The organism is Tsukamurella pseudospumae, from assembly GCF_001575205.1.
Classification (GTDB): domain Bacteria; phylum Actinomycetota; class Actinomycetes; order Mycobacteriales; family Mycobacteriaceae; genus Tsukamurella; species Tsukamurella pseudospumae.
In genome coordinates this window covers 13,984-37,913 of record NZ_LSRE01000006.1, presented here as the reverse complement: position 1 = coordinate 37,913, position 23,930 = coordinate 13,984, and the positions used below count along the sequence as shown (strand labels likewise).

Genomic DNA, 23,930 nt, shown 5'->3' with positions numbered 1-23,930 from the left:
TCGCGCATCGCTCACACCGTGGCCATCGGCTTGATCTTCGCGAGCTTCGCGGTCCCGATCCCACTCACCTTCGCCAGGTCGTCGACAGAACGGAAGGGCCCGTTCTTGTCCCGGTACGCGATGATCGCCGAGGCCGTCGCGGCTCCCACACCGGGTAGCTTGTCGAGCTCGGCGGCACCTGCCGTATTGATGTTCACGGTGCCGGTCACCCCGGCCGGCGCGCCCGATCCAGCCCCCGCCGGCGCCGCACCCTGCGCACCGGGCCCAGCGCCCGACACCACCGAACTGCGGAGCTTCACACCGGACTTCGGGTCCACGACGCCGACGACCACCTGATCGCCGTCGCGCAACGGCTGCGCCAGGTTCAGGCTCGCGGTGTCGGCACCACCGAGGGCACCCCGGGCCGCGGTGAGGGCGTCCGCCACGCGCGCGCCCGGCCGCAACCGGTGCAGCCCCGGGGCTCGGACCAGCCCGACGACCGCGACCACCAACTCCGACGGTGCGGCGCCGGAGGGGCGAACCGCCACGGACGCAGTGGCATCCGCTCCGCCTGCGGAGGGACTCGACGATGCCCCGGCGAAGTTCACCACCGGATAGGGACCTGAGCCGCTTCCGTCGGACGTTCCGAACACCGCAACCGCAGCCACGACAGCGGCGATCACCCCGACGACGATCAGCGCGATCGCCGCGCGCGGCGTGGTCCGCACCCGATCGACCGTGGCACGCCACCCCGTCGGCTCCTGGTCCCAGAAGTCGTCGTCCTCCAGCCGAACACCCCGACCCGGTGCGGCCGAGTCGGAGCGTTCGGCGGGCGCCCGCTCAGCGCCGCTCCCGAACTCCTCCAACCACGCCGGTCGCGCGAAGATCTGCTCGTCGGCCGCGCCGGCTTCGGGCGCCGCCTCTCGTTCGCCGTTCATGCGACGAACCGTAGGCCCGGGCCACCGTCGGAAAGCCCGGCCGAGCCCCGAATCAGAGACGCCTGTGGATAACCCCGAACCTGTGGATAACCCGCCCCGGCGAGCCGGAACGGTCGGCCCGGTGTGCTAGGCGGGATCCGCCTCGTCGACCAGCGCCGGAGCCACCGCGACGCCCACCGCGCCGGGCCCCAGGTGCGCCGCGATGGTGCCGCCGAATCGACCGATCACCAGCTCCACGAGCTGCGGGAACTCGCCGCGGACGAGCTCGGCCACGTGCTCCGCGGCCTCCGGCGCCTCGACGTGGTGCACCGCGACCCGCGCCGGCCGGTTCCCGAGGTGCTGGGAGGCCAACGCGGCCAGCTGGTCGCGGGCGCGGGAGACGGTGCGGGTCTTGCGCTCGGAGACGATCCGGCCGTCCTGCAGCCGCAGCACGGGAACGATCTGCAACGCCCCACCCAGCAGCTTCGCGAGTGCACTCACCCGGCCCCCGGCCCGCAGGTGATCGAGGGTCGCGACGCAGAAGAAGCCCTCGGCTCCGTCGAGCACCTGCCGCGCGGCCTCGGCGACCTCGTCGGCGGACGCCCCGGCGCGGGCCAGCCGCGCGGCCTCCAGCACCCCGAAACCCATCGCCATGTCGATGCTGCGGGAGTCGATGACGATGACATCGTCCATCAGCGCGGCCTGCGCCACCGAGGTCGAGTACGTGGAGCTCAGGTGCGAGCTCATGGTGATCACCACGACGCCGTCGCCGCCGGCCTCGGCGACGGCCGCGTCGAGCACCTCGCGGACCTCGCCCACCGACGGCCCGGAGGTGGTCACGCCCTCCTTGACGAACCGCTCGGCCTGGTAGCCGGTGCCGCGGTCGAGGTACTCGCTCTCGCCGGACAGCACGTGCAGCGGCAGGATCCGGATCCCCAGCTCGTCGGCGCGGTCGGGGAAGATCGCGGCCGACGCGTCGGTCACCACGACGACACTCATTACGCACCCCCTTGCGCACCGCGCAGCGAACGCAGCACGCGCTGCGCCACCCGCTCGTGCATCTCGAACGACCAGTGGATCCCGTCCAGGTTATTGATCCCCAGGTCGAACGACCACTCGCACAGGTCACGCAGGGGAACCATCGGCACCCCGGCACCGTCGGCCCACGCCCGCATGGCGCCCTCCGTGCGCGACCACCCCGGGTGCGCGAAGGAGTACGCGAGCGCGCGGTGCGTGGGCGGCGCGAGCACCGCCATCGGAGCGTCGGGCCGCAGGGCGTGCAGGGACTGATAGGTCTTGTCCAGGTAGTCGACGGTGACCTTGGGCGGCAGGGCCATCGGCCAGCCGACCGGCGCGAACACCTTCTGGATCGTCGCGTAGCCCTCGCGCGCGCGGGCGCGCAGCGACGCGGGCCGCAGGTAGCGGATCTGCTCACGCACGGCCGTCGGGAGCGGCGAGGGCAGGGAGTCCATGCCGCCGAGCGCCAGGACCGCGGCCTCGACGGTCGGCACCGTCGCCCAGACGCGCGGATCCTGGGCCACGCACCACCAGCCGTCGCGCGTGGTCCAGCCGACGCGCGCGAACAGCTCGCAGCGCAGCCCCAGCTCCGCGGCGACCAGATTGGGCCAGATCCGCGGGTCGGAGGTCGGCAGGGCGCCCTCGGGACCGTAGAAGCCCAGCGAGTCGCTGAGCACCAGGAGCGCGCCGGTCGGTGAATCGGTCACTGGACCTCGGGCACCGACTGGGGCGCGGTGTCGACGTCCGACGAGGTGTTCCACACGTCGAGCCGCCACCGCGTCGCGTCGCCGTGCGCGGAGAGCTGCACCCAGCTGCAGTTGCCGAGGCCGCCGAGGACCGGCCAGTGGTCGACGGGCAGGTCCAGCAACCGGGCGGTCAGCGCCGCGATCAGCCCGCCGTGCGCGACCAGCATCACGGGCCGCTCGCTGGTGCCCCACTCCGGCAGCCGCTCCATCAGCTCGGTCACCAGCGGGTACGACCGCGCCGCCACGTCCACCCGGGCCTCGCCGCCGGGCGGCGCCCACTCGGGGGCGTCGCGCCACCGTCGGCGCGCTCCGGGCATGTAGGCGTCCACCTCGACGTGGGTCATGCCCTGCCAGTCCCCCAGCATGGTCTCCCGCAGCCGGACATCGGATTCGACGGTGCCGCCCGTCGCGGCCGCCACGGCGTCCGCGGTGTCGCGGGCGCGGCGCAGGTCCGAGCTGATGATCGCGATGGGATCCCGGTCAGCGAGGGCCGCGGCGGCCGCGCGCGCCTGCCGGCGCCCGAGCTCGGTCAGGTCGGTGTCCAGCTGCCCCTGCATGCGGCCCTCCGCGTTGGACGCGGTCTGGCCGTGGCGGAGCAGGATCAGGCGGCGCACCGTCGGGGTGAGGCGCTCGACGGACGAGTCGAGCCCGTCCTCGACGTGCATCAGGCGTCCCCGTCGGCCCCGGTGCCGCTCTGGGCCGGGGACTCGTCGGCGTGCTGCCCGAGGCCCTCGACCTCGATGTGCGGGCAGTCCTTCCACAGCTTCTCGAGCGCGTAGTACTCGCGCTCCTCCTGGTGGAAGACGTGCACCACGATGTCGAGGAAGTCGAGCAGCGCCCAGCGGCCCTCGCGGGCGCCCTCGCGGCGGGCGGGCTTCACGCCGGCCTCACGCAGCTGATCCTCGATCTCCTCGACGATCGCGCTCACCTGACGCTCGTTGCTCGCGGACGCGATGACGAAGGCCTCGGTCAGCACGAGCTGCTCCGAGACGTCGAGGACGACGATGTCGCTCGCGAGCTTGTCGTCGGCCGCACGGGCCGCGATGGCGGCGAGGGTGCGGGCCTGATCGGATGCGGTCATGATCCTCCTGGGTTCACGGTCTTCTCCTGCGCCGGGCGGCTCTGGTAGAGGGCGCGCTTGGCGATGTACTGGACCACACCGTCGGGCACGAGGTACCAGACGGGGCGCCCGGCGTCGGCCCGCGCGCGGCACTCGGTCGACGAGATGGCCAGCGCGGGCACCTCCACGAGGAACAATCTATCCTTCGGCACGTCCGACAGGTGATCCGCGGCCAGCTGGTAGCCGGGACGGGAGACGCCGATGAAGGTCGCGAGGCCGAACAGCTCCTCCCAGTCCTGCCAGCTGAGGATGGAGGCGAGGGCGTCGGCGCCGGTGATGAAGTACAGGTCGGCGTCCGGGTTCTGGCCCTGCAGATCGCGCAGCGTGTCCACGGTGTAGGTGTCGCCGCCGCGGTCGATGTCCACGCGGCTCACGGAGAACCGCGGGTTCGACGCGGTCGCGATGACCGTCATCAGGTAGCGGTCCTCGGCGGGTGTGACCTCGTTCTTCTGCCACGGGCGGCCGGTGGGCACGAACACGACCTCGTCGAGATCGAACCGGTCGGCCACCTCGCTGGCGGCCACGAGGTGGCCGTGGTGGATCGGGTCGAACGTCCCGCCCATGACGCCGACGCGCCGGCGTCCGTTGTCGCTGCCGCGGCGTTGTGCGGCGGTGCTGGACTCACGCATAACGGACCATCCTATGCGGCGGCCGCTCGTGACCGCGTACTCACACGGGCAGCAGGCGCCCGACGACCTCGGCCAGCTGCCCCGCAGTGCGGCACTCGTACATGTCGATCAGACTCCCGTACCTGTCCGCGACCGAGTCGCCCGTGCCCCACGCGGCCTTCCGCTCGGGGTTGAGCCAGAAGGCGTGCCGCGCCTTCTCGACGAGCTCGTCGAGTTCCGCGAGCGCGGGATCGGTGTGGTTGGAGCGGGCGTCGCCGAGGATCAGCAGCGTCCCACGGTGGGTCACCGCGTCCGGGAAGTCACGAACGAAGGTGCGCAGCACGTTGCCGTAGTCCGAGCCGCCGAACCGCGCGACCTTGGTCTCGCGGATCACGCGGTCGAACATGTCGACGACCGTGTCGACCGTCAGCGTGCGCGACGGGTCGATGTAGTCCGTGATCTCGTCCACCGAGTCGACGAACCCGAACACCCGGATCTTGGAGAACTCGGCGCGCAGCGCGTGCGTGAGCAGCAGCGTGAAGTTGGAGAAGCCCGCGACGGAGCCGGACAGGTCGCACAGGAGCACGAGCTCGGGCTTGGTCGGGCGGGGTCGACGGTGCGCCAGATCGATCGGCACGCCGCCCGTCGACATCGACTTGCGCAGCGTGCGTCGCAGGTCGATGGGACCGCGGCGGGCCCGGCGCCGACGCACCAGCAGCCGCGTGGACAGCTGCCGGGCGAGCGGTCTGACGGTCTGCTCCATGCGATGCAGCTCGGTGCGGGTCGCGGCGAAGAAGGCCACGTTCTCCGGCAGCTGCGGCGCGGCGTACTGCGCGACGGCCTCGGGGCCCCGTCGGGCGGCCATCGCGACCGACGTGAGCTCCTGCACCCGCTCCGTCAGGCCCGCGACCCGCGACCGCGCCACGCGCCGGGCGGACTCGTACTCGAAGCTGCCGGGCGCGGCACCGTCCTCGCCGGCGGCGGCGAGCAGGCCGTTCGCGATGGCGGCGATGAGCGTCTGCGGGTTGAGGGCCTTGAGCGCCTGGTACGAGGAGAAGGCCGTGCCGGTGGCGGAGTTGTACTCACCGAGCTGCTCGACGATCTGGCTGGCGATGCCGTCGTGGTCGCCGCCCGCGACGAGCGCCGCGATCGCCTCCTGGCGCAGCGCCTCGCGCACGGCGTCGGGGTCGGGCGGGGTGTCGGCGGCGGGCATCTTCAGCGGATCCGGTTCACCCGGCACGCCGGAGCAGCCCTCGCCGCCCGTGCCGGACGCGCCCTGGGCACCGTCGGATGCGGCGCCGAAGCCGCCGCGCACCGGGAAGTACAGGTCGAAGATGACGTCGAAGGTCTTGCGGTGCATCTGCTCGCGCAGCAGGACAGCGGCGAGGCCCTCGCGGAGCTGGCCGCGGTCCGTGAGGTCGAGCACCGTCAGCACCTCGGCGGCCGTGATGGCCTCGCCCGGACCGATGGACATCCCGCGCTCGCGCAGCGTCCGCACGAAGGCGTGCAGATGCTTGTCGAGCGGGGTGCCGGCCTGCGCGGTGGTCATCTACAGGCCCAGTGCCGCGGCGGCGGTCTCGATGTCCACCTGGTGCTTGAGCACCACGCCGAGCGTCGAGCGGAGCGCCGCCTTGTCGATCGAGCCGTTCGCGGTGCCGGTGACGCCGAGGGCCAGCAGGGTGCGGCACCAGTCGAGCGTCTCGGAGACCGACGGCTTCTTCTTCAGGTCCAGCCCGCGCAGGGTCGAGATCACGCGGAGCAGCTGCTGCGCGACCTCGACCGAGAGGTCCGGGACGCGACTGCGGATGATCGACAGTTCGAGCTCGGCGTCCGGGAAGTCGATGTGCAGGTAGAGGCAGCGCCGCTTGAGCGCCTCCGACAGCTCGCGGGTGGCGTTCGAGGTGAGGAAGACCAGCGGCTTGCGCACCGCCGTGATGGTGCCGAGCTCGGGCACCGTCACCGCGTAGTCGGAGAGGACCTCCAGCAGCAGCCCCTCGAACTCGAGGTCGGCCTTGTCGGCCTCGTCGATGAGGAGGACCGACGGTCCGCTCTCCCGCACGGCCTGCAGGAGGGGGCGCGGGAGGAGGAACTCCTCGGAGAAGACGTCCTGCTTGGTGTCGTCCCAGTCGCCGCCGGCGCCGCCCGACTGGATGCGCAGGATCTGCTTGGCGTGGTTCCACTCGTAGAGGGCCCGCGCCTCGTCGATGCCCTCGTAGCACTGCAGGCGCACGAACCGCGCCTCCCGGGCCTGGGCACAGGCGCGGGCCAGCTCGGTCTTGCCGACGCCCGCCGGGCCCTCCACGAGGAGCGGCTTGCCGAGCTTGTCGGCGAGGAAGACCGCCGTCGCGGTGGCGACGGACGGGATGTAGCCGGTCTCGCGGAGTGCCGCGGCAACGTCGTCGACGCTGGTGAACAGCGCCGTCGGGGCCGTGATCGTGGTGTTGGTGCTCAGCGTGCAGCCTTCCGTTTGAGGACCTCCTTCTCGAAGCCCTTCGACGCGATCTCTGCACTCATCTTCACACCCTTGCGCACGACGAAGCCGGGCAGCTTGATCTTGAGGTCGATGTTCATGTCGCAGAGGACGTGCACCCTGTCCTCGCCGATGGGCGTGAGCTGGTAGTACCCGCCCTGGGAGCGGACCGCCATCCCCTCGGCCTCGGACTGCCACGCGACCTTCGTGTCCGGCGTGAAGGTGTAGCGGAAGCGCATGCGGTCGCTGATGCCCACCATGCCGGCCTCGACCTCGACGACGCTCGGCGTGCCGTCCGCCGCCCGCTCGACGATCGTCACGCTCTTGTGCGACGACGACCACTCGGGCAGGGACTCGACGTCCAGCAGCGTCGCATAGGCGAGCGCCGCCGGCGCGTCGATCTCGAACTCGACCTGTTCATTGATTGCCATTGCAACAATGTAGCCGTCGCCCGGTCGAACGGTCAGGCAGCCGCCTTGCGCTTCATGACCTCCTTGGTCAGGCCGTTCTTGATGATGTCCATGGCCAGCTTGATGCCCTTCTTGACCACGAAGCCGGGCGCCTTGACCTTGGGATCGAGGTACATGGTGACCCTGACGTGGGTCGCGTCGTCGCCCTTCGGCGAGAGCTCGTAGATCCCGCCCTGGCTGCGCACGGCGGTGCCCTCGTTGCGGGTGTCCCACTTGCAGCTGACGTCGGTGAAGACGTAGTCGAAGGTCAGGTTGTCACTGAACATCAGCAGGCCGACGGAGGCGTCCACCACGCTCGGGCGGCCGTTCGCGTCGCGCTCGACGACCTTGACGTTGCTGTGCGCGGAGGACCAGTCCGGCAACGCGTCGACGTCCGCCAGGGTGTCGAGCACCAGCGTGAGCGGTGCATCGATGTCGAATTCGAGGGATTCGTTGATTGCCATGGCGACAACCTACCCTCGCGGCCGCCGCCGTCAGGCGGGTCTTCCGTTACCGGGGCCGCACGTGCCCGTCGCCCCAGGCGATCCACTTGGTGGAGGTGAGCTCGGGAAGGCCCATCGGGCCGCGGGCGTGCAGCTTCTGGGTGGAGATGCCGATCTCGGCGCCGAAGCCGAACTGCTCGCCGTCGGTGAACGCCGTCGAGGCGTTGACCATGACCGCCGCGGCGTCGACGCGCGTGGTGAACGCGCGGGCGGCGGCGAGGTCGTCCGTGACGATGGCCTCGGTGTGCCCGGTGCCGTAGCGGTCGATGTGCTCGACGGCCTCGTCCAGGCCGTCCACGACCTTCACCGCGATGTCGAGGCTGAGGTACTCGTCCGCCCAGTCGGTCTCGGTCGCGGGGATCATCCCGGCCTCGTCGCCGTGCACGATCACACCCTCCGCCTGGAAGGTGCCGAGCAGGCGGGGCAGGAACGAGTCCTTCAGCGCCGCGTCCACGAGCACGGTCTCGGCGGTGTTGCAGACGCTGGGCCGGCGGGTCTTGGCGTTGAGCACGATCCGCTCGGCCATGTCGAGATCGGCGGAGGCGTGCACGTAGACGTGGCAGTTGCCCGTGCCAGTCTCGATGGTGGGCACCGTCGCGTCGTGCACGACCGCCGCGATCAGCCCGGCGCCACCGCGCGGGATCACCACGTCGACGAGACCGCGGGCGCGGATCAGCGCGGTGACGCTGGCGCGGGAGTCGGCCGAGAGCAGAGCGACGGCGTCCGGCGTGATGCCCGACGATGCCAGCGACTCGCGCAGGACCTCGACGAGGGCCGCGTTCGACGAGGCCGCCGAGCTGGAGCCGCGCAGCAGCACCGCGTTCCCGGACTTGAGCGTGAGCCCGAAGGCGTCGACGGTGACGTTCGGCCGCGCCTCGTAGACGATGCCGACCACGCCGAGAGGCACGGCGACCTGCCGCAGTTCGAGGCCGTTGGGCAGCGTCGATCCACGCAGCACGTTCCCGATCGGGTCCGGCAGGCCGGCGACCTGCCGCAGGCCGGAGGCGATGCCGTCGACGCGGGCGGCGTTGAGGGCGAGCCGGTCGATCAGCGACTCCTCGGTGCCGGCCGCGCGGGCCCGCGCCACGTCCTCGGCGTTCGCCGCGAGGATCCGGTCCTTGTTCGCCAGCAGGGCGTCGGCCGCGGCGTGCAGCGCGGCGTTCTTCTGCTCGGTGGTCAGCGTGATCAGCTGCTTCGACGCCGCGCGCGCGGCGCGCGCCACCTCCTCCACCGCAGCGGTCGCGGCCTGCAGATCGGCGTCGGTGGCGGCATCGTTGGCGGTGGGCGTGCTCATGGGTCGAGAATACGTGGGGCCGGATTGTCGGTGCGCGGTGCTAGGTTGCGCTCGTGTCCCGCCGGAGAACGACCCGCCGCCTGTCCAGGCAGTCCTGGATCGGGCTCGTCCTCGTCACGGCGACAGCCCTGTTCGTCGCGGTCGGGGTGTACCGGGACCGGTCCGCGGCGGAGCCCGCACCCGGCCCGGCGGCGCCATCGGCGCAGGTGTCCGACGGTGCGCCGCTGGCGGGGGTCCGGATCGTCGCCGCACGGGAGCGGGCACCGCAGGCGTACCGTCGGGCGGCATTCGGCGAGGCGTGGACCGACGACCAGTCCGCCCAGCTGGGACACAACGGGTGCGACACCCGCAACGACGTGCTCGACCGCGACCTCACCGACAAGACCTTCGTGCGCACGTCGGCCTGCCCGAACGCCGTGGCCACCGGCACGCTGGTCGATCCGTACAGCGGCACGACCATGCGCTTCGAGCGCGGCGCGAAGACCTCGGCCAAGGTGCAGATCGATCACATCGTGGCGCTGGCCTACGCGTGGGACATGGGCGCCTGGTCGTGGGACGACGCGAAACGCACCGCGTTCGCGAACGACCCCCGCAACCTGGTCGCCGTCGACGGCCCGGCGAACGAGAACAAGCGCGACTCTCCCCCGGGCCGTTGGATGCCGGCGAACGAACGCTTCCACTGCCAGTACGCGCGCCAGTTCTCCTCCGTCGCCCGGGAGTACGGCCTGTCGGTCGACCGTGCGTCGGCTGCGGTCGTCGAGCAGGCCGTCGCGACCTGCGGAACGTAAACAAGCATTGCTGCTTGTTTTTTTCGGCCGCGGCTGACAGAGTGTGGGCGTGCCCACTTCAGCCCCCGTGTTCGACGCGCTCGAATCCACCTCGGCCGCCGTCGCCGCGATCGCGGACGCCCTCCCCGACTGGACGCTGCCCACGCCCGCAGAGGGCTGGACGGTCGCCCACCAGGTCGCGCACCTGGCCTGGACCGACGAGGTCTCCCTCGTCGCCGCCACCGACCCGGAGGGCTTCACCGCGCTCCTGCAGGAGGCCATGAAGGACCCCATGGGCTTCGTCGACGCCGGCGCCGCCGAGCTCGCCGCCGAACCCGAGCTACGCGCCCGCTGGGACCGCTCACGCGCGGCCCTCGCCGCGGCCCTGCGTGCCGCCGACCCGGGCACGCAACTCCCCTGGTTCGGCCCGCCCATGCGGCCCGCCACCATGGCGAACGCCCGCCTCATGGAGACCTGGGCGCACGGTCTCGACATCGCCGACGCCGCCGGCGTCGCGCTGAACGCGCCCGATGCCCTGCCGCACGTCGCCAAGATCGCCTACAAGACCCGCGATTTCGCGTACACGGTCAACGGTGAGACCCCGCCCGCCGAGCCCTTCGACGTCTTCCTCGTCGCGGCCGACGGCTCGGAGGTCTGTTTCGGCCCCGGTGACGCGCCGCAGCGCGTGACCGGCTCGCTGGAGGACTTCTGCCGCCTCGCGACCCAGCGCATCAACGTCGCCGACACCGACCTCGTCGCCACCGGCGCGGACGCCGCCCACTGGCTCACCATCGCGCAGTGCTTCGCCGGAGCCCCGGGCACCGGCCGCGCGCCTACCTCGAACTAGGAGGCATCTCCATGACCCGCTCCATCCGCATCGCCAACGTCTCCGGGTTCTACGGCGACCGCGCCGCCGCGCTCGGCGAGATGCTCGCCGGCCCCCGGGTCGACTACATCACCGGCGACTACCTCGCCGAGCTCACCATGCTGATCCTCGGACGCGACCGCCTCAAGGACGCCGACCTCGGGTACGCCAAGACCTTCCTGCGCCACCTGACCCCGCACCTCGGCACGCTCGCCGAGCGCGGCACCAAGGTCGTCGTCAACGCCGGTGGCCTGAATCCGGGTGGCCTTGCCGCCGCCGTCGAGAAGGCGATTGAGAGCGCTGAGGAGTCCGTCCGCCATCTCACGGTCGGCTGGGTCGACGGTGACGACCTGATCGCCCGGTCCGCCGAGCTCGGGGTGCCGAACGCGGTCACCGCGAACGCCTACCTCGGCGCCTTCGGCATCGCCGACTGCCTGGCCGCGGGCGCCGACATCGTGATCACCGGCCGCGTCACCGACGCCTCGGTCATCCTCGGCCCCGCCATCGCCGAGTTCGGCTGGCAGCGCACCGACTTCGACGCCCTCGCCGGCGCCGTGGCCGCGGGCCACATCATCGAGTGCGGCACCCAGGCCACCGGCGGCAACTACGCCTTCTTCGACCGCCACCCGATCGAGCAGCTGCTGCACCCCGGCTTCCCCATCGCCGAGATCGAGTCCGACGGCTCCTTCGCCATCACCAAGCAGCCCGGCACCGGCGGCGTGGTCGAGGTGGGCACCGTGACCGCGCAGCTGCTCTACGAGGTCACCGGCCAGCGGTACGCCAATCCCGATGTGACGCTGCGCCTGGACTCGATGACCCTGGCCCAGGACGGCGCCGACCGGGTCACCGTCTCCGGCGTCCGGGGTGAGGCACCGTCGACGACGACCAAGGTGGCCACCACCACCCTGGGCGGCTTCCGCAACGAGATCGCCTTCCTGCTCACCGGCATCGACATCGAGCGCAAGGCCGCGCTGCTCGAGGCGCAGCTGCGCGCCGCGCTGCAGCCGGCACCGTCGGAGCTGCAGTTCCGCCTCGCCCGCACCGACCACCCGGACGCCCCGACGGAGGCCGCCGCGTCGGCGACGCTCACCGCGATCGCCTGGGACGCCGACCCGAATCGCGTCGGACGCGCCTTCAGCGCCGCCGCCGTCGAGCTCGCGCTCGCCACCTACCCCGGCGCCTCCCCGATGGCCCCGCCGTCGAGCGGCGGCCCCTACGGCGTGTACCAGGCGGTGTACGTCCCGAACGACGATGTGCCGCACCGCGCCCACCGCCCCGACGGTACCGTCATCGACATCGCGCCGCCCGCGGCGACGCAGGTCCTCCCCGCGGACCCCTCGCAGCCGGGCGCGGCACCGTCGCCCGACGGTGCCGCCACCGTCCGGGTGCCCCTGGGCACCGTCTTCGGCGCCCGCAGTGGCGACAAGGGCGGCAGCGCGAACGTGGGCGTCTGGGCCGAGTCGGACGAGGCCTACGACTGGCTCCGCACGCACCTGACGGAAACCGCACTGCGCGAGCTGCTCCCGGAAGCGGCGGACCTGCCCGTCCGGCGCTACGAGCTGCCCAACCTGCGGGCGCTCAACTTCGTGATCGAGGACCTGCTCGGCAAGGGCGTCGCGCACGGCTTCCGCTTCGACCCGCAGGCCAAGGGACTCGGCGAGTGGCTCCGCGGCCGCTACGTCGACCTGCCCGTCACCCTGTTGCCCACCACCGCCCACACCGAGGAGAACAACGCATGACCGGCCTCTGGGAGTCCGAGGAGCGGATCGCGCTCCGCGACACGGTGACCGCGTTCACGCAGCGCGAGATCCTGCCCCACCTCGACGACTGGGAGGCGGGCGGCCTGCTCCCCCGCGAGCTCCACAAGAAGGCGGGCGATCTCGGCCTCCTCGGTGTCTCGTTCCCCGAGTCGGTGGGAGGCGGCGGGGGCGACCCCCGCGACGCGCTCATCGTGTGCGAGGCGATGCACGAGGCCGGCGGCTCCGGCGGCCTGTTCGCCTCGCTGTTCACCTGCGGGATCTCGGTGCCGCACATCATCCTCGCGGGCACCGAGGAGCAGAAGCAGATGTGGGTCGCGCCGGTCCTGGCGGGCGAGAAGATCAGCTCGCTGGCGCTCACCGAGCCCGGCGGTGGTTCCGACCTCGGGCACCTGACGACCACGGCGCGCAGGGACGGCGAGCACTACATCGTCAACGGCGCCAAGACCTTCATCACCTCGGGCGTGCGCGCCGACTGGGTCGTCACGGCGGTCCGCACCGGCGGCGAGGGCGCGAGCGGCATCAGCCTCCTGGTGATCCCCAAGGGCCTGGACGGCTTCGAGGTCAGCGCGCCCCTGAAGAAGATGGGCTGGCTCGCCTCCGACACCGCCGAGCTGTCGTTCACCGACGTCCGCGTGCCCGCCGAGAACCTCATCGGCCCCGAGAACAGCGGCTTCCTCATGATCGGCGCCGCCTTCGTCACCGAGCGGCTCGCCCTCGCGGTGCAGGCCTATTCGCACGCGCAGCGCTGCCTCGACCTCACCCTCGACTGGGTGCGCACCCGCGAGACCTTCGGGCAGCCGCTGATCAAGCGGCAGGCGGTGCAGAACACCGTCACCGAGATGCGCAGGCGCACCGAGGTCGCCCGGGTCTACAGCCGGCACGTCGCCGATCTCTACACCGACGCACTGGGAATCGATGGGTCCGCCACTGATCCGATGCGCGGCGCCGCCGCTGCCGCCGAGCTGGTTCCCCAGGCGTGTTTCGCGAAGAACACCGCCGTCGAGACGGCCGAGTGGGTCGCGAACGAGGCCGTGCAGCTGTTCGGCGGCCACGGCTACATGGCCGAGTACGAGGTCTCGCGGCACTACCGCGACGTCCGCATCCTCGGCATCGGCGGCGGCACCACACAGATCCTCACCACACTCGCCGCGAACCGCCTCGGCTACACGTGATGCACCACCCAGGCACCCACTCCGACACCTCCCACGGCAAAGGACTCCCCTCATGACGGTGCTCCGCAGCACCCCGTCGCCCGATGCGGCCGGCTACCGCGAGACGATGCTCGGCAAACTCGCCGACCTCACGACCGAGTTCGACAAGGCCCTCGCCGGCGGCGGCGAGAAGTACGTCGAGCGACACCGCAAGCGCGGCAAGCTCACCGCCCGCGAGCGGATCGACAGCGTGCTCGATCCCGCGTCGCCCTTCCTCGAGCTCATGCCGCTCGCCGCGTGGGGCAGCGACTTCCAGGTGGGTGCCTCCCTCGTCGGGGGCATCGGCGTGGTCGAGGGCGTCGAGGTGATGGTCGTGGCCAACGACCCCACCGTCAAGGGCGGCACCTCCAACCCGTGGACCCTGCGCAAGTCGCTGCGCCTCAACGACATCGCCCGCGAGAACCGCCTTCCCGTGGTCTCGCTGGTCGAGTCCGGCGGCGCCGACCTCCCCACCCAGAAGGAGGTCTTCGTCCCCGGCGGCGCGATGTTCCGCAATCTCACGCAGCTGTCCAAGGCGGGGATCCCCACCATCTCCGTGGTCTACGGCAACTCCACCGCGGGCGGCGCGTACATCCCCGGCATGAGTGATCACGTCGTGATGATCAAGGAGCGCTCCAAGGTCTTCCTGGCCGGCCCTCCCCTGGTGAAGGCGGCCACCGGGGAGATCTCCGACGACGAGACCCTCGGCGGCGCCGAAATGCACTCGCGCACCTCGGGCCTCGGCGACTACCTGGCGAACGACGAACTGGACGCGGCCCGCATCGCCCGCTCCATCGTCAAGCGGCTCAACTGGCGCAAGCAGGGCACGGCACCGTCGAGCCTGGTCAAGCCGCCGCGCTACGACGCCGAGGGCCTGCTCGACATCGTCCCGGACGACCTGAAGATCCCGTTCGACCCGCGCGAGATCATCGCCCACATCGTGGACGACTCCGACTACGACGAGTTCAAGCCGCTCTACGGCGGCTCGCTCACCACGGGCTGGGCGAACCTGCACGGCTACCCCATCGGCATCCTCGCCAACGCCCGCGGCGTCCTGTTCTCCGAGGAGGCGCAGAAGGCGACGCAGTTCATCCAGCTGGCGAACCGGTACGACACGCCGCTGCTGTTCATCCACAACACCACCGGCTACATGGTCGGCGCCGAGTACGAGCGCGGCGGCATGATCAAGCACGGCTCGATGATGATCAACGCCGTCTCCAACTCCGAGGTGCCGCACCTGTCGCTGATCGCCGGCGCCTCCTACGGCGCGGGGCACTACGGCATGGCCGGCCGCGCGTTCAACCCGCGCTTCCTGTTCTCCTGGCCGAGTGCGCGTTCCGCGGTCATGGGCGCCAAGCAGCTCGCCGACGTGGTCACCGAGGTCGCCGCGGCCTCCGCCGCATCCCGCGGCCAGGCCATGGACCCCGCCTTCGTCGATGGCATGCGTACCGCCATCGAGACGCAGATCGACAAGGAGTCCCTGCCGGCCTTCATGTCCGGGATGCTCTACGACGACGGCATCATCGACCCGCGCGACACCCGCACCGTGCTCGGGATGGCCCTCTCCGCCATCCACAACGGCCCCGTCAACGGCACCGACGCCTTCGGCGTCTTCCGGATGTGAGTGAAGAGATGACTGACAGCACTTTCGATTCCGTCCTCGTCGCCAACCGCGGCGAGATCGCCCGCCGCGTCATCGCCGCGGCCCGCGCCCGCGGACTGCGCGCCGTGGCGGTCTACTCCGACCCGGACGCGAGCGCGCCGCACGTCGCCGAGGCCGACGAGGCCGTGCGCCTACCCGGCGAGTCCCCCGCCGATACCTACCTGCAGGGCGAGAAGATCATCGCCGCGGCGAAGGCCACCGGCGCGCAGGCCATCCACCCCGGCTACGGCTTCCTCTCCGAGAACGCCGACTTCGCGGCTGCAGTGCAGGCCGCGGGCATCGTCTGGATCGGCCCGTCGCCCGAGGCGATCACCGCGATGGGCTCCAAGGTCGCGGCGAAGGCCCGGCTCGCCGAGGCGGGCGTGCCCATGCTCACGAACCTCACCCCGGACCAGGTGACCGACAGCGACTTCCCCGTCCTCGTCAAGGCGTCCGCGGGCGGCGGCGGGCGCGGCATGCGCGTCGTCCGCACCCGCAGCGAGCTCGAGGAGAACCTCGCGGCCGCGGAGCGGGAGGCGAAGTCCGCCTTCGGCGACGGCACCGTCTTCTGCGAGCGCTACCTCGAGCGCGGCCGCCACATCGAGGTCCAGGTGATGGCCGACTCCCAGGGCACGGTGTGGGCCGTGGGCGAGCGCGAGTGCTCGATCCAGCGCCGCCACCAGAAGGTGCTCGAGGAGGCACCGTCGCCCCTCGTGGAGCGGCACCCGGCCATGCGGACCGCCCTGTACGACGCGGCCGCCAACGCGGCGAAGGCCATCGGCTACACGGGCGCGGGCACCGTCGAGTTCCTCGCCACCGACGCCGGCGAGTTCTTCTTCCTCGAGGTGAACACCCGCCTGCAGGTGGAGCATCCGGTCACCGAGGCCACCACCGGCCTCGACCTCGTGGGCCTGCAGTTCGACGTCGCAGCGGGCCTGCCGCTGCCGTCCGCTGAGCCGCCCGCGCCCCGCGGGTGGGCGATCGAGGCGCGCCTGTACGCCGAGGACCCCGCGAACGACTGGCGCCCCGCCGCGGGCGTCGTGCACCGCTTCGAGGTGCCCGGCACGATCAGCGAGTTCGCCGGCCCGGACCGGCCCGGCATCCGCCTGGACAGCGCGCTCGCGCCCACGGGGAGCGTCGTCGAGGTCTTCTACGACCCGATGCTCGCCAAGGTGATCGGCTACGCCCCGACCCGCGCGCAGGCGCTCGCCATCACCGAGGCGGCGCTGCGGAAGGCGACGATCCACGGCCTGACCACCAACCGCGACCTGCTGGTCCGGATCCTCGCGGACGCGGACTTCAAGGCCGGTGACTTCGCCACCGACTTCCTCACCGGCGACCGGCTCGAGCGCCTCGCGGCGCCCCTGCTGGACGAGGCGGAGCTGGCAGAGGCCGCGAGCGCGGCGGGCGCTGTCCTGGACCGACGGGAGGCGGCCGCGAGCCCGCTACCGCACGTCGCGCCCGGCTGGCGCAACATCGGCTCGCGCACCCTGGCGCCCGAGTTCCGCACCGCCGACGAACAGGAATTCGCCGCGGACAGTGGGCAGGTCGCGACCGTCACCGACGACGGTGACCGCGCGACCGTCGCCGTCGAGCGGGACGGACTGCGGCGCACCGTCACCGTCACGCCGTACCCCGGCGACCGCACCGTCGTCGAGGTGGAGACCGCCCGCGGGGCGGCGACACTGACGCTCGTGAATCGGCTGCCCTCCGCGGATGCCGCCGCCGCGGCGGGCTCCCTGCTCGCCCCGATGCCGGGAGTCGTCACCCGGATCGGCGCGCAGGAGGGCGATTCCGTCACCGCCGGACAGCCGGTGCTGTGGATGGAGGCCATGAAGATGGAGCACGCGATCTCCGCCCCCACCGACGGAGTCATCGCCTCGATCCCGGTCGAGGTGGGCCAGAACATCGATGCCGGCGCCGTCGTCGCCGTGCTGGAAGATTCGGAGTAGCACCACATGAGCATTTCCATGGACGTCATCGAGTCCGAGGAGCGCCAGGCGCTCCGCAAGACGGTCTCGGACCTGGGCAAGCAGTTCGGCCCCGAGTACATGCGCGAGAAGATCGCCGCTGGCGAGGGACCCACTGAACTGTGGAAGGCCGCGGGCGATCTCGGCCTGATCGGCGTGAACATCGCCGAGCAGTACGGCGGCGGCGGTGCCGGCATGTACGAACTGGGCATCGTCGGCGAGGAGCTGGCCGCAGTCGGCTCGTCGCTACTCATGCTCGTCGTGTCCCCGGCGATCAACGGCACCATCATCTCCCGGTTCGGCACCGAGGAGCAGAAGCAGCGCTGGCTGCCGGGCATCGCCTCCGGCGAGACGATCGCCGCCTTCGCGATCACCGAGCCGGACGCGGGCAGCAACAGTCACCGGATCACGACCACCGCCCGGCGGGACGGCGACGACTGGATCATCTCGGGCCAGAAGACCTTCATCTCCGGCATCGAGCTGGCCGACGTGATCCTCGTGGTCTCGCGCAGCGAGGACGCCAAGACCGGCAAGCTGCGCCCCGCGCTGTTCCTCATGCCCACCGACTCCCCCGGTCTGCAGAAGACGAAGATCCCGATGGAGGTGGGCCTGCCGGAGTCGCAGTGGACGCTGTTCTTCGACGACGTGCGGCTGCCTGCCGACGCGCTCGTCGGCGAGCCCGACGCGGCCATCGCCCAGCTCTTCGCGGGGCTGAACCCGGAGCGGATCATGGCCGCCGCCGGCTCGGTGGGCTCGGCCCGCTACGCGATCGGCCGCGCGGTGGACTACGCCAAGCAGCGCACCGTGTTCAAGGTCCCGATCGGCGCCCATCAGGCGATCGCCCACCCGCTGGCGGAGCTCAAGGTCGAGACGGAGCTCGCGAAGCTCATGCTGCAGAAGGCCGCGACGCTCTACGACGCCGGCGAGGAGTTCGCCGCGGCGGAGGCCGCGAACATGGCCAAGTTCGCGGGCGGCGAGGCCGGCGCGAAGGCCGTCGACCGCGCGATCCACTCGCTCGGCGGCAACGGCCTGACCACCGAGTACGGGCTGGCGCAGATGCTGGTGGCGTCGCGGCTGTTCCGCATCGCGCCGGTGAGCCGGGAGATGGTGCTCAACTTCATCTCCGAGCATTCGCTCGGCCTGCCCAAGAGCTATTAGGAGTCAGGCGATGACGGAGCCCTCCGGCGATCCCCTGGTGCGGTACGAGACCCGCGGCGGCGCGGCCTATCTCACGATCGACAGCCCGCACAACCGCAACGCGATCTCGCAGCGCCTGCTCGCCGACCTCAGCGCGGGGCTGGAGCGCGCGGCAGCCGACGACGCCGCCCGCGCGGTGGTGCTCACCCACACCGGCACGACCTTCTGCGCCGGTGCGGATCTCAAGGAGGCCGCGGCGAACGGGGCCGGTTCGGACCCGAAGTCGCGCACCCTCGCGATGATCGGCGCCATGCGCGGCATCATCGAGTGCCCGAAGCCGGTGATCGCCCAGGTCGACGGCCACGTGCGCGCCGGCGGTTTCGGCCTCATCGGCTCGTGCGACTTCGTCTTCGCCGGCCCGGCGGCGTCGTTCGCGGTGACCGAGACGCGGATCGGCGTCGCGCCGGCGATGGTCTCGCTGGTGCTGCTGCCGCACCTGCCCTCCCGCGTCGCGTCGACCCTCCTGCTCACGGGCCGGAAGTTCGACGGTGCGCACGCCGCCGGGTACGGCCTGATCACCGCCGCCGTCGACGATCCCGCGGAGGCCGTCGCGGAGCAGCTGGCCGAGCTGCAGCTGTGCAGCCCGCAGGGCCTGCGGGAGACGAAGCAGATCCTGTGGCACGACGTCCTCCGCTCGTTCGACGAGCGGGCCGACGCGCTCGGTGAGCAGTCCGCGCGGCTGTTCGGATCGACCGAGTCGGTCGAGGGGATCACCGCGTTCCTGCAGAAGCGCGCGCCGAGCTGGGCCGAACCGGCACCGTCGGAATAGACTGGTCGGCAATGGCACCCCTCCGTCCGCCCATCCGGGCGCCCCAGCAGTCCCGCAGCCGGGAGACCCGGCAGCGGTTGTTGGAGACCACGATCGCGTCCCTGGCCGTCCGCGGCTGGGTCGCGACCACCGTCGGGAGCGTCGCCCGCCAGGCGGGCGTGTCACGCGGCGCCGCGCAGCACCACTTCCCCACCCGGGAGGATCTGATCAGCGCCGCGCTCGAGTACATGGGCGAGCAGCGCCTCGCGCACGTCGCGGCGGCGGGCGCGGCGGTGCCGGAGGGCCCCGAGCGGCCGTACGCCGTGGCGCGGCTGATCGTCGAGTACTACACCGACGACCTGTTCAAGGCGGCGCTGCACGTGTGGACCGCGGCCGCGAGCGACGAGGCGCTGCGGGAACGCATGCTGCCCTTCGAGAACCGGCACTCCCGCGAGGTCTTCTCCCTCGCGATGCGCCTGCTCGAAGTGGACCGTGACGACGACGAGGCCCGCCGGGCCGTGCAGGCGACGCTCGACCTGGCCCGCGGGCTCGGCCTCGCGGACCTGCTCTCCGACGATGCCGAGCGGCGCGAGCAGGTCATCGACTTCTGGGGCCGACAGCTCACGTCGATCGTCGCGCACCGCTGACTGGAGGCGCGGGCTACGCCTTGTCGAGGTAGTCGCCGCGCTCGCCGCCGAGGACGACCTCGTTCATCGCCCGCAGCGCGGGGTGGCTCTCCAGTTCCGGGTCCTCGCCCACGATCTCGTAGGCGAGGTCCCGCGCCGCGGCGAGCACGTCCCCGTCGGTCGCGAGGTCCAGGAAGCTCAGGCGCCGGGCGAGCCCGGACTGGTCCACGCCGAGGATGTCGCCGAAGCCGCGGTACTCCAGGTCGAGCTGGGCGAGGGCGAAGCCGTCGACGGTGTCCGCCACCGCGTTCAGCCGCCCCAGCGTGCGCTCGGATCCGCTCGCCGTGATGAGCAGGCACAGCCCGGGCAGGCCGCCTCGTCCGACGCGGCCGCGCAGCTGGTGCAGCTGGCTGATGCCGAACCGGTCCGCATCGCGAACCACCATCGTGGTCGCGTTCGCCACGTCGACACCCACCTCGATCACGGTGGTGGCCACCAGGATGTCGATCTCGCCGGCGGCGAAGGCGGCCATGATCTCGGCCTTCTCCTCCGCGGGCAACCGGCCGTGCAGCAGCGCGATCCGGTGCTCGCCGAGCGGCCCGGCGGCCAACTCGTCGTGCATCTCGAGCGCCGAGACGGTCTTCGGCTTCTCACTGTCGTCGGGCTGCGCGTCGCGGGCCGCCCCGCGCGTCGAATCCTTCGGGGCGGCAGTGGTTCCCTCGAAGTCGTAGTCCTCGTCCGTGAACGACGCTTTGGCCTGCTCCCCCGTCGCGTCGTCGCCGATGCGGGGGCACACCACGTAGACCTGACGCCCCGCACGGACCTCCTCGTCGACGCGTGCCCACGCCCGGGCGACCCATGCCTCCCGGTCCGCCGGGACCACCGAGGTCTGGATCGGCTGCCGCCCGCGCGGCAGCTCGCGCAGCACGGAGGTCGCCATGTCGCCGAACTGGGCCAGGGCGACGGTGCGCGGGATCGGCGTGGCCGTCATCACCAGCAGGTGCGGCATCGTCTCGTCGGGCGTGTCCTCATCGGAGGTACCGGTGCCCTTGCGCCGCAGCCGGTCCCGCTGCTCCACGCCGAATCGGTGCTGCTCGTCGACCACGACCAGGCCGAGCCGGAAGAACTCGACCGTGTCCTCCAGGAGCGCGTGGGTCCCGATGACGATCCCCGCCTCGCCGGTCACGATGCGCAACAAGGCCGCCCGCCGCTGCTTGACCGTCATGGACCCCGTCAGCAGCGTCACCGTGGTGGCGGCATCGGCCGCGCCCAGCTGCCCCGCCTCCGCGAGGTCGCCCAGCATCTTCGAGATCGAGAGCAGGTGCTGCGTCGCGAGGACCTCGGTCGGGGCCAGCAGCACCGCCTGGTGCCCCGCGTCGACCGCGGCGAGCATCGCCAGCAGCGCCACGAGCGTCTTGCCCGAGCCCACCTCACCCTGGAGGAGCCGGGTCATCGGGTGATCGCGCGCCAGGTCCGCGAGGATCTCGGCGAGCACCTCCTCCTGGCCGGCGGTGAGGGAGAACGGGAGTCGCTCGCGCAGACCGGCCTGCAGCGAACCGTCGGGCGCGTGCAGCGGTGGGGCGGCGACGGTGCCCACGTCGTGCGCCCGACGCGCCAGGGCGGTCTCGATGGCGACGGCCTCGTCGAACGCGAGCCGGCGCTTGGCCTCCTCCGACTGTGCTCGACCGTCGGGCTTGTGCGCCGCGCGCACCGCTTCGTCCAGGCTCATCAGGCCGTGCAGGGCGAGGAACGAGGTGGGCAGCGACTCCGGCACGGGTGCGAGTCTTTTCAGCACAGCGTCGACGAGCGAGAGGATCAGCCAGGTGGGCATGTTCTTGGTGCCGTGGTAGATCGGGACGGTCGGCTGCATCAGCAGACTGAGGTCCGCGAACTTGAGCCGCTTCGAACCGGCCTTGGTCGAGCCCGCCTCGTTCGCGGCCAGGGCCTCCGCCGAGGTGATCGTCGTGTCCGGCAGCACGAGCCACTCGGGGTGCGTCAGCTGCAGCTTGCCGTTGAACTCGCCGAGCCTGCCGATCAGCAACAGCTGGCGGTCGGGCTGGATCGGCTTGGGCAGGTAGTTGAAGAAGGTCACGTCGTAGGCGCGGACCTTGTTGACCACCTGCACCTTGAACATCTTCTTGCCACGGTGGTGCGCCCGCGGCGGCGTGATGGCCGTGACGGTCCCGATGACCACCACGTCGTCGCCGATCCGGGGCTCGGAGCGGCGCGTACCGTCGTCCTCGACGGCCCCGCCCTCGTACCGGAACGGGAAGTGTCGCAGCAGGTCCCCGACGGTGTCCAACCCGAGCTCCGTGGTGACCAGCTCGGCGATCTCAGGATCGAGCGCCTGCGCCAGCGGCGTCTGCAGCGTGAGGTCGCGTGCAGCGGTCATTCGACACCGATCTCCATCACGCTGGCGGTCTGCCCGCCGCGGTAGCCCACGACCTCGACCTCGGGCCGGTCCGGGCGCAGCGCCGCGCTCACCCGATCGGGGAAGTCGCCGTCGCCCGCGTCGCCGAGGAGCACCGTGACCATGTCGCCGCCCGTGGCGAGCAGCAGCTCCGCGAGCGCCTCTCCGGCGGAGTACTGATCCTCCTCGAGCACCACCACCTCGCCGCCGACCATTCCCAGGTAGTCGCCGGGGCCGCAGGGGCCGAGGATCGTCAGGGCGTCCTCGGTGACCGCGACGACGGAGCCGCAGCGCGCCCCGGCCGCCGCCTCCGCCATGGAGTAGGTGTCGTCGGCGGCGTGTCCCGAGGGTTCGTGCACCGCGAGCGCCGCGATCGCCTGCACCATCGACGAGGTGGGCAGCAGCGTGACGAGCACGCCCGACTCCCGGGAGCGGGCGGCGACCGCCAGCAGCTCGGGGGTCGGCAGGGCTCCGTTGGGCATGAGCAGCACCTCGCGGCCCTCGAAGCGGTGCAGCGCGGCGAGCAACTCGGCGTGGGTCATGCCCTGATCGCAGCGGATCACCTCGGCACCCGCGCCCGCGAACAGCTCCGCGGCACCGTCGCCGGAGACGAGGGCGACGATGGCCCGGGGCGCGTCGAGCAGCGCCTGCAGGGGGGTCTCGGTGTGCCCCGTCTCCTGCAGCACGTTCACCGCGATGCTGCGGAGCTTGCCGTGGGCCAGGCCGGCCTGGATCGCCCGCCCCGGCTCCGTAGTGTGCGTATGCACCGACCAGGTGGCCACCGGATCGGGATCGGCGGCGGCCACCACGACGACGGAGTCGCCGAAGGTCTGCAGTTCGCCGCGCAGGCGCGCCGCTGCCGCCTCGGTCGCGTCGGGAAGCAGGTACATCACCTCGTAGTCGGCGTGGGGACCGCGCGGCGGGTCCTCGCCGTGGTGATGCGCGTGCCCGTCGCTCTCACCGACGTGCACCTGCACGTGCGGCGCGATCCGCCGGGTGAACCGCGGCCGCTCGGGCGCCGTGCCGGCGGTCACCTGGACGAGCGCGTCGAGGAGCACGAGCAGTCCTCGGCCGCCGGCGTCTACGACCCCCGCGGCGGCGTTGTCGGCCAGCTGGTCGCGGGTGCGCAGCAGCGCGTCGAACGCGGCGTCCGCGGCGCCCCGCGCGCACGCGGGCAGGTCCGCCCCGCCCGCCAGCGCGGCCCCGGCACCGTCGGCCCCCGCCCGCAGGACGGAGAGGATGGTGCCCTCGATCGGGTCGGCGACGGCCGTCGTCACGAGGTCGGTGCCCTTGCGCAGCCCGGTCGCGAGCCCCTCCGCCGTGAGGTCCGCGTCCGGACCGAGCTCCCCCGCCAGGCCGCGCATGATCTGGGAAACGATGACGCCCGAGTTGCCTCGGGCTCCGGCGACCGCCCCGGCCACGGTTGCCCGGGCCACGGCGTGCGGCCCCTCCGTGCGGTCCGCCTCCTCCGCCGCGCGCGCGGCGGCACGGAGCGTGACCAGCATGTTCGTCCCCGTATCGGCGTCCGCCACGGGGAACACGTTCAGCGCGTTGATCTCGTCCACGGCGCGTTCCAGGCCGAGGACCGCGCGCTGGAGCCAGGCGACCACCACGCGCCCGTCCGCCACCATCGGTCCCGTCACGACCGCAAG

General features: G+C 71.9%; 22 protein-coding genes. 9 read left to right on the top strand and 13 right to left on the bottom strand.

Annotation, left to right across the window (positions count from 1 at the left end):
- Positions 1–11: 11 nt before the first annotated feature.
- From AXK61_RS04815 to AXK61_RS04765, 11 genes are all read right to left on the bottom strand, one after another.
- Positions 12–917: a ComEA family DNA-binding protein gene (locus AXK61_RS04815; RefSeq protein WP_068572405.1), complete on the bottom strand. Its 906-nt coding sequence runs from the start codon at positions 915–917 to the stop codon at positions 12–14.
- A 126-nt stretch (positions 918–1,043) separates the two neighbouring features.
- Positions 1,044–1,895, bottom strand: coding sequence for a DegV family protein (locus AXK61_RS04810; protein ID WP_068572403.1), 852 nt, complete (start codon positions 1,893–1,895; stop codon positions 1,044–1,046).
- Positions 1,895–2,620, bottom strand: coding sequence for a diglucosylglycerate octanoyltransferase (octT, locus tag AXK61_RS04805; protein WP_068572400.1), 726 nt, complete (start codon positions 2,618–2,620; stop codon positions 1,895–1,897). Before octT ends, AXK61_RS04810 begins: the two co-directional genes overlap by 1 nt.
- A complete protein-coding gene (locus AXK61_RS04800) occupies positions 2,617–3,324 on the bottom strand; it encodes a histidine phosphatase family protein (protein ID WP_068572398.1) in 708 nt (235 codons plus the stop codon). Before AXK61_RS04800 ends, octT begins: the two co-directional genes overlap by 4 nt.
- The gene (rsfS, locus tag AXK61_RS04795; RefSeq protein WP_068572395.1) at positions 3,324–3,740 is read right to left on the bottom strand and encodes a ribosome silencing factor; all 417 of its coding nucleotides are present in this window, start codon (positions 3,738–3,740) and stop codon (positions 3,324–3,326) included. Before rsfS ends, AXK61_RS04800 begins: the two co-directional genes overlap by 1 nt.
- The gene (gene nadD, locus AXK61_RS04790) at positions 3,737–4,408 is read right to left on the bottom strand and encodes a nicotinate-nucleotide adenylyltransferase (protein WP_068572393.1); all 672 of its coding nucleotides are present in this window, start codon (positions 4,406–4,408) and stop codon (positions 3,737–3,739) included. Before nadD ends, rsfS begins: the two co-directional genes overlap by 4 nt.
- 40 nt (positions 4,409–4,448) lie before the next feature.
- Positions 4,449–5,936, bottom strand: a complete 1,488-nt coding sequence (locus AXK61_RS04785) for a vWA domain-containing protein (RefSeq protein WP_068744109.1) — start codon at positions 5,934–5,936, stop codon at positions 4,449–4,451.
- Complete coding sequence (locus tag AXK61_RS04780; protein WP_414929988.1) at positions 5,937–6,839, bottom strand: AAA family ATPase; 903 nt, start codon at positions 6,837–6,839, stop codon at positions 5,937–5,939. It lies immediately after the preceding gene.
- Entirely contained in the window at positions 6,836–7,288 is a 453-nt protein-coding gene (locus tag AXK61_RS04775; RefSeq protein ID WP_068744107.1) for an SRPBCC family protein, read from the bottom strand. Before AXK61_RS04775 ends, AXK61_RS04780 begins: the two co-directional genes overlap by 4 nt.
- Before the next feature lie 32 nt (positions 7,289–7,320).
- Entirely contained in the window at positions 7,321–7,770 is a 450-nt protein-coding gene (locus tag AXK61_RS04770; protein ID WP_068744106.1) for an SRPBCC family protein, read from the bottom strand.
- A 46-nt stretch (positions 7,771–7,816) separates the two neighbouring features.
- Positions 7,817–9,103 carry a glutamate-5-semialdehyde dehydrogenase gene (locus AXK61_RS04765; RefSeq protein ID WP_068744104.1) on the bottom strand — a complete coding sequence of 429 codons (1,287 nt, stop codon included), beginning with the start codon at positions 9,101–9,103 and terminating at the stop codon, positions 7,817–7,819.
- An 80-nt stretch (positions 9,104–9,183) separates the two neighbouring features.
- Here AXK61_RS04765 and AXK61_RS04760 point away from each other — a divergent pair, with 80 nt between their 5' ends.
- The 9 genes from AXK61_RS04760 to AXK61_RS04720 are packed head-to-tail and all read left to right on the top strand — an operon-like array spanning position 9,184 to position 19,889.
- Positions 9,184–9,891: an HNH endonuclease family protein gene (locus AXK61_RS04760; RefSeq protein ID WP_068572872.1), complete on the top strand. Its 708-nt coding sequence runs from the start codon at positions 9,184–9,186 to the stop codon at positions 9,889–9,891.
- A gap of 49 nt (positions 9,892–9,940) precedes the next feature.
- Complete coding sequence (locus AXK61_RS04755) at positions 9,941–10,717, top strand: TIGR03084 family metal-binding protein (protein ID WP_068744125.1); 777 nt, start codon at positions 9,941–9,943, stop codon at positions 10,715–10,717.
- Positions 10,718–10,728: 11 nt separating this feature from the next.
- Positions 10,729–12,474, top strand: a complete 1,746-nt coding sequence (locus AXK61_RS04750; protein ID WP_068744102.1) for an acyclic terpene utilization AtuA family protein — start codon at positions 10,729–10,731, stop codon at positions 12,472–12,474.
- Positions 12,471–13,667 carry an acyl-CoA dehydrogenase family protein gene (locus AXK61_RS04745; RefSeq protein WP_068744101.1) on the top strand — a complete coding sequence of 399 codons (1,197 nt, stop codon included), beginning with the start codon at positions 12,471–12,473 and terminating at the stop codon, positions 13,665–13,667. The genes AXK61_RS04750 and AXK61_RS04745 overlap by 4 nt, the downstream gene beginning before the upstream one ends.
- Positions 13,668–13,719: 52 nt before the next feature.
- Entirely contained in the window at positions 13,720–15,309 is a 1,590-nt protein-coding gene (locus AXK61_RS04740; protein WP_068572379.1) for an acyl-CoA carboxylase subunit beta, read from the top strand.
- Positions 15,310–15,317: 8 nt separating this feature from the next.
- Positions 15,318–17,279, top strand: a complete 1,962-nt coding sequence (locus AXK61_RS04735) for an ATP-binding protein (protein WP_068744099.1) — start codon at positions 15,318–15,320, stop codon at positions 17,277–17,279.
- A gap of 6 nt (positions 17,280–17,285) precedes the next feature.
- Complete coding sequence (locus AXK61_RS04730; RefSeq protein WP_139057989.1) at positions 17,286–18,455, top strand: acyl-CoA dehydrogenase family protein; 1,170 nt, start codon at positions 17,286–17,288, stop codon at positions 18,453–18,455.
- A gap of 10 nt (positions 18,456–18,465) precedes the next feature.
- Positions 18,466–19,263 carry an enoyl-CoA hydratase family protein gene (locus AXK61_RS04725; RefSeq protein WP_068744098.1) on the top strand — a complete coding sequence of 266 codons (798 nt, stop codon included), beginning with the start codon at positions 18,466–18,468 and terminating at the stop codon, positions 19,261–19,263.
- An 11-nt stretch (positions 19,264–19,274) separates the two neighbouring features.
- Positions 19,275–19,889 carry a TetR/AcrR family transcriptional regulator gene (locus AXK61_RS04720; protein WP_197466745.1) on the top strand — a complete coding sequence of 205 codons (615 nt, stop codon included), beginning with the start codon at positions 19,275–19,277 and terminating at the stop codon, positions 19,887–19,889.
- A 13-nt stretch (positions 19,890–19,902) separates the two neighbouring features.
- Here AXK61_RS04720 and AXK61_RS04715 read toward each other — a convergent pair whose 3' ends face one another.
- Together AXK61_RS04715 and AXK61_RS04710 are read right to left on the bottom strand one after the other, a co-directional pair.
- Positions 19,903–22,260, bottom strand: a complete 2,358-nt coding sequence (locus tag AXK61_RS04715; RefSeq protein WP_068572348.1) for an ATP-dependent DNA helicase RecG — start codon at positions 22,258–22,260, stop codon at positions 19,903–19,905.
- The gene (locus tag AXK61_RS04710; protein WP_139057988.1) at positions 22,257–23,921 is read right to left on the bottom strand and encodes a DAK2 domain-containing protein; all 1,665 of its coding nucleotides are present in this window, start codon (positions 23,919–23,921) and stop codon (positions 22,257–22,259) included. Before AXK61_RS04710 ends, AXK61_RS04715 begins: the two co-directional genes overlap by 4 nt.
- Between the last annotated feature and the right edge of the window lie 9 nt (positions 23,922–23,930).

Excerpts from the sequence above, each read along its gene's own strand:
- AXK61_RS04815 (WP_068572405.1), bottom strand. The coding sequence starts at position 917 with ATGAACGGCGAACGAGAGGCGGCGCCCGAAGCCGGCGCGGCCGACGAG.
- AXK61_RS04810 (WP_068572403.1), bottom strand. The coding sequence starts at position 1,895 with ATGAGTGTCGTCGTGGTGACCGACGCGTCGGCCGCGATCTTCCCCGAC.
- AXK61_RS04800 (WP_068572398.1), bottom strand. The coding sequence starts at position 3,324 with ATGCACGTCGAGGACGGGCTCGACTCGTCCGTCGAGCGCCTCACCCCG.
- rsfS (WP_068572395.1), bottom strand. The coding sequence starts at position 3,740 with ATGACCGCATCCGATCAGGCCCGCACCCTCGCCGCCATCGCGGCCCGT.
- nadD (WP_068572393.1), bottom strand. The coding sequence starts at position 4,408 with ATGCGTGAGTCCAGCACCGCCGCACAACGCCGCGGCAGCGACAACGGA.
- AXK61_RS04785 (WP_068744109.1), bottom strand. The coding sequence starts at position 5,936 with ATGACCACCGCGCAGGCCGGCACCCCGCTCGACAAGCATCTGCACGCC.
- AXK61_RS04775 (WP_068744107.1), bottom strand. The coding sequence starts at position 7,288 with ATGGCAATCAATGAACAGGTCGAGTTCGAGATCGACGCGCCGGCGGCG.
- AXK61_RS04770 (WP_068744106.1), bottom strand. The coding sequence starts at position 7,770 with ATGGCAATCAACGAATCCCTCGAATTCGACATCGATGCACCGCTCACG.
- AXK61_RS04765 (WP_068744104.1), bottom strand. The coding sequence starts at position 9,103 with ATGAGCACGCCCACCGCCAACGATGCCGCCACCGACGCCGATCTGCAG.
- AXK61_RS04750 (WP_068744102.1), top strand. The coding sequence starts at position 10,729 with ATGACCCGCTCCATCCGCATCGCCAACGTCTCCGGGTTCTACGGCGAC.
- AXK61_RS04745 (WP_068744101.1), top strand. The coding sequence starts at position 12,471 with ATGACCGGCCTCTGGGAGTCCGAGGAGCGGATCGCGCTCCGCGACACG.
- AXK61_RS04740 (WP_068572379.1), top strand. The coding sequence starts at position 13,720 with ATGACGGTGCTCCGCAGCACCCCGTCGCCCGATGCGGCCGGCTACCGC.
- AXK61_RS04735 (WP_068744099.1), top strand. The coding sequence starts at position 15,318 with ATGACTGACAGCACTTTCGATTCCGTCCTCGTCGCCAACCGCGGCGAG.
- AXK61_RS04730 (WP_139057989.1), top strand. The coding sequence starts at position 17,286 with ATGAGCATTTCCATGGACGTCATCGAGTCCGAGGAGCGCCAGGCGCTC.
- AXK61_RS04725 (WP_068744098.1), top strand. The coding sequence starts at position 18,466 with ATGACGGAGCCCTCCGGCGATCCCCTGGTGCGGTACGAGACCCGCGGC.
- AXK61_RS04720 (WP_197466745.1), top strand. The coding sequence starts at position 19,275 with ATGGCACCCCTCCGTCCGCCCATCCGGGCGCCCCAGCAGTCCCGCAGC.
- AXK61_RS04715 (WP_068572348.1), bottom strand. The coding sequence starts at position 22,260 with ATGACCGCTGCACGCGACCTCACGCTGCAGACGCCGCTGGCGCAGGCG.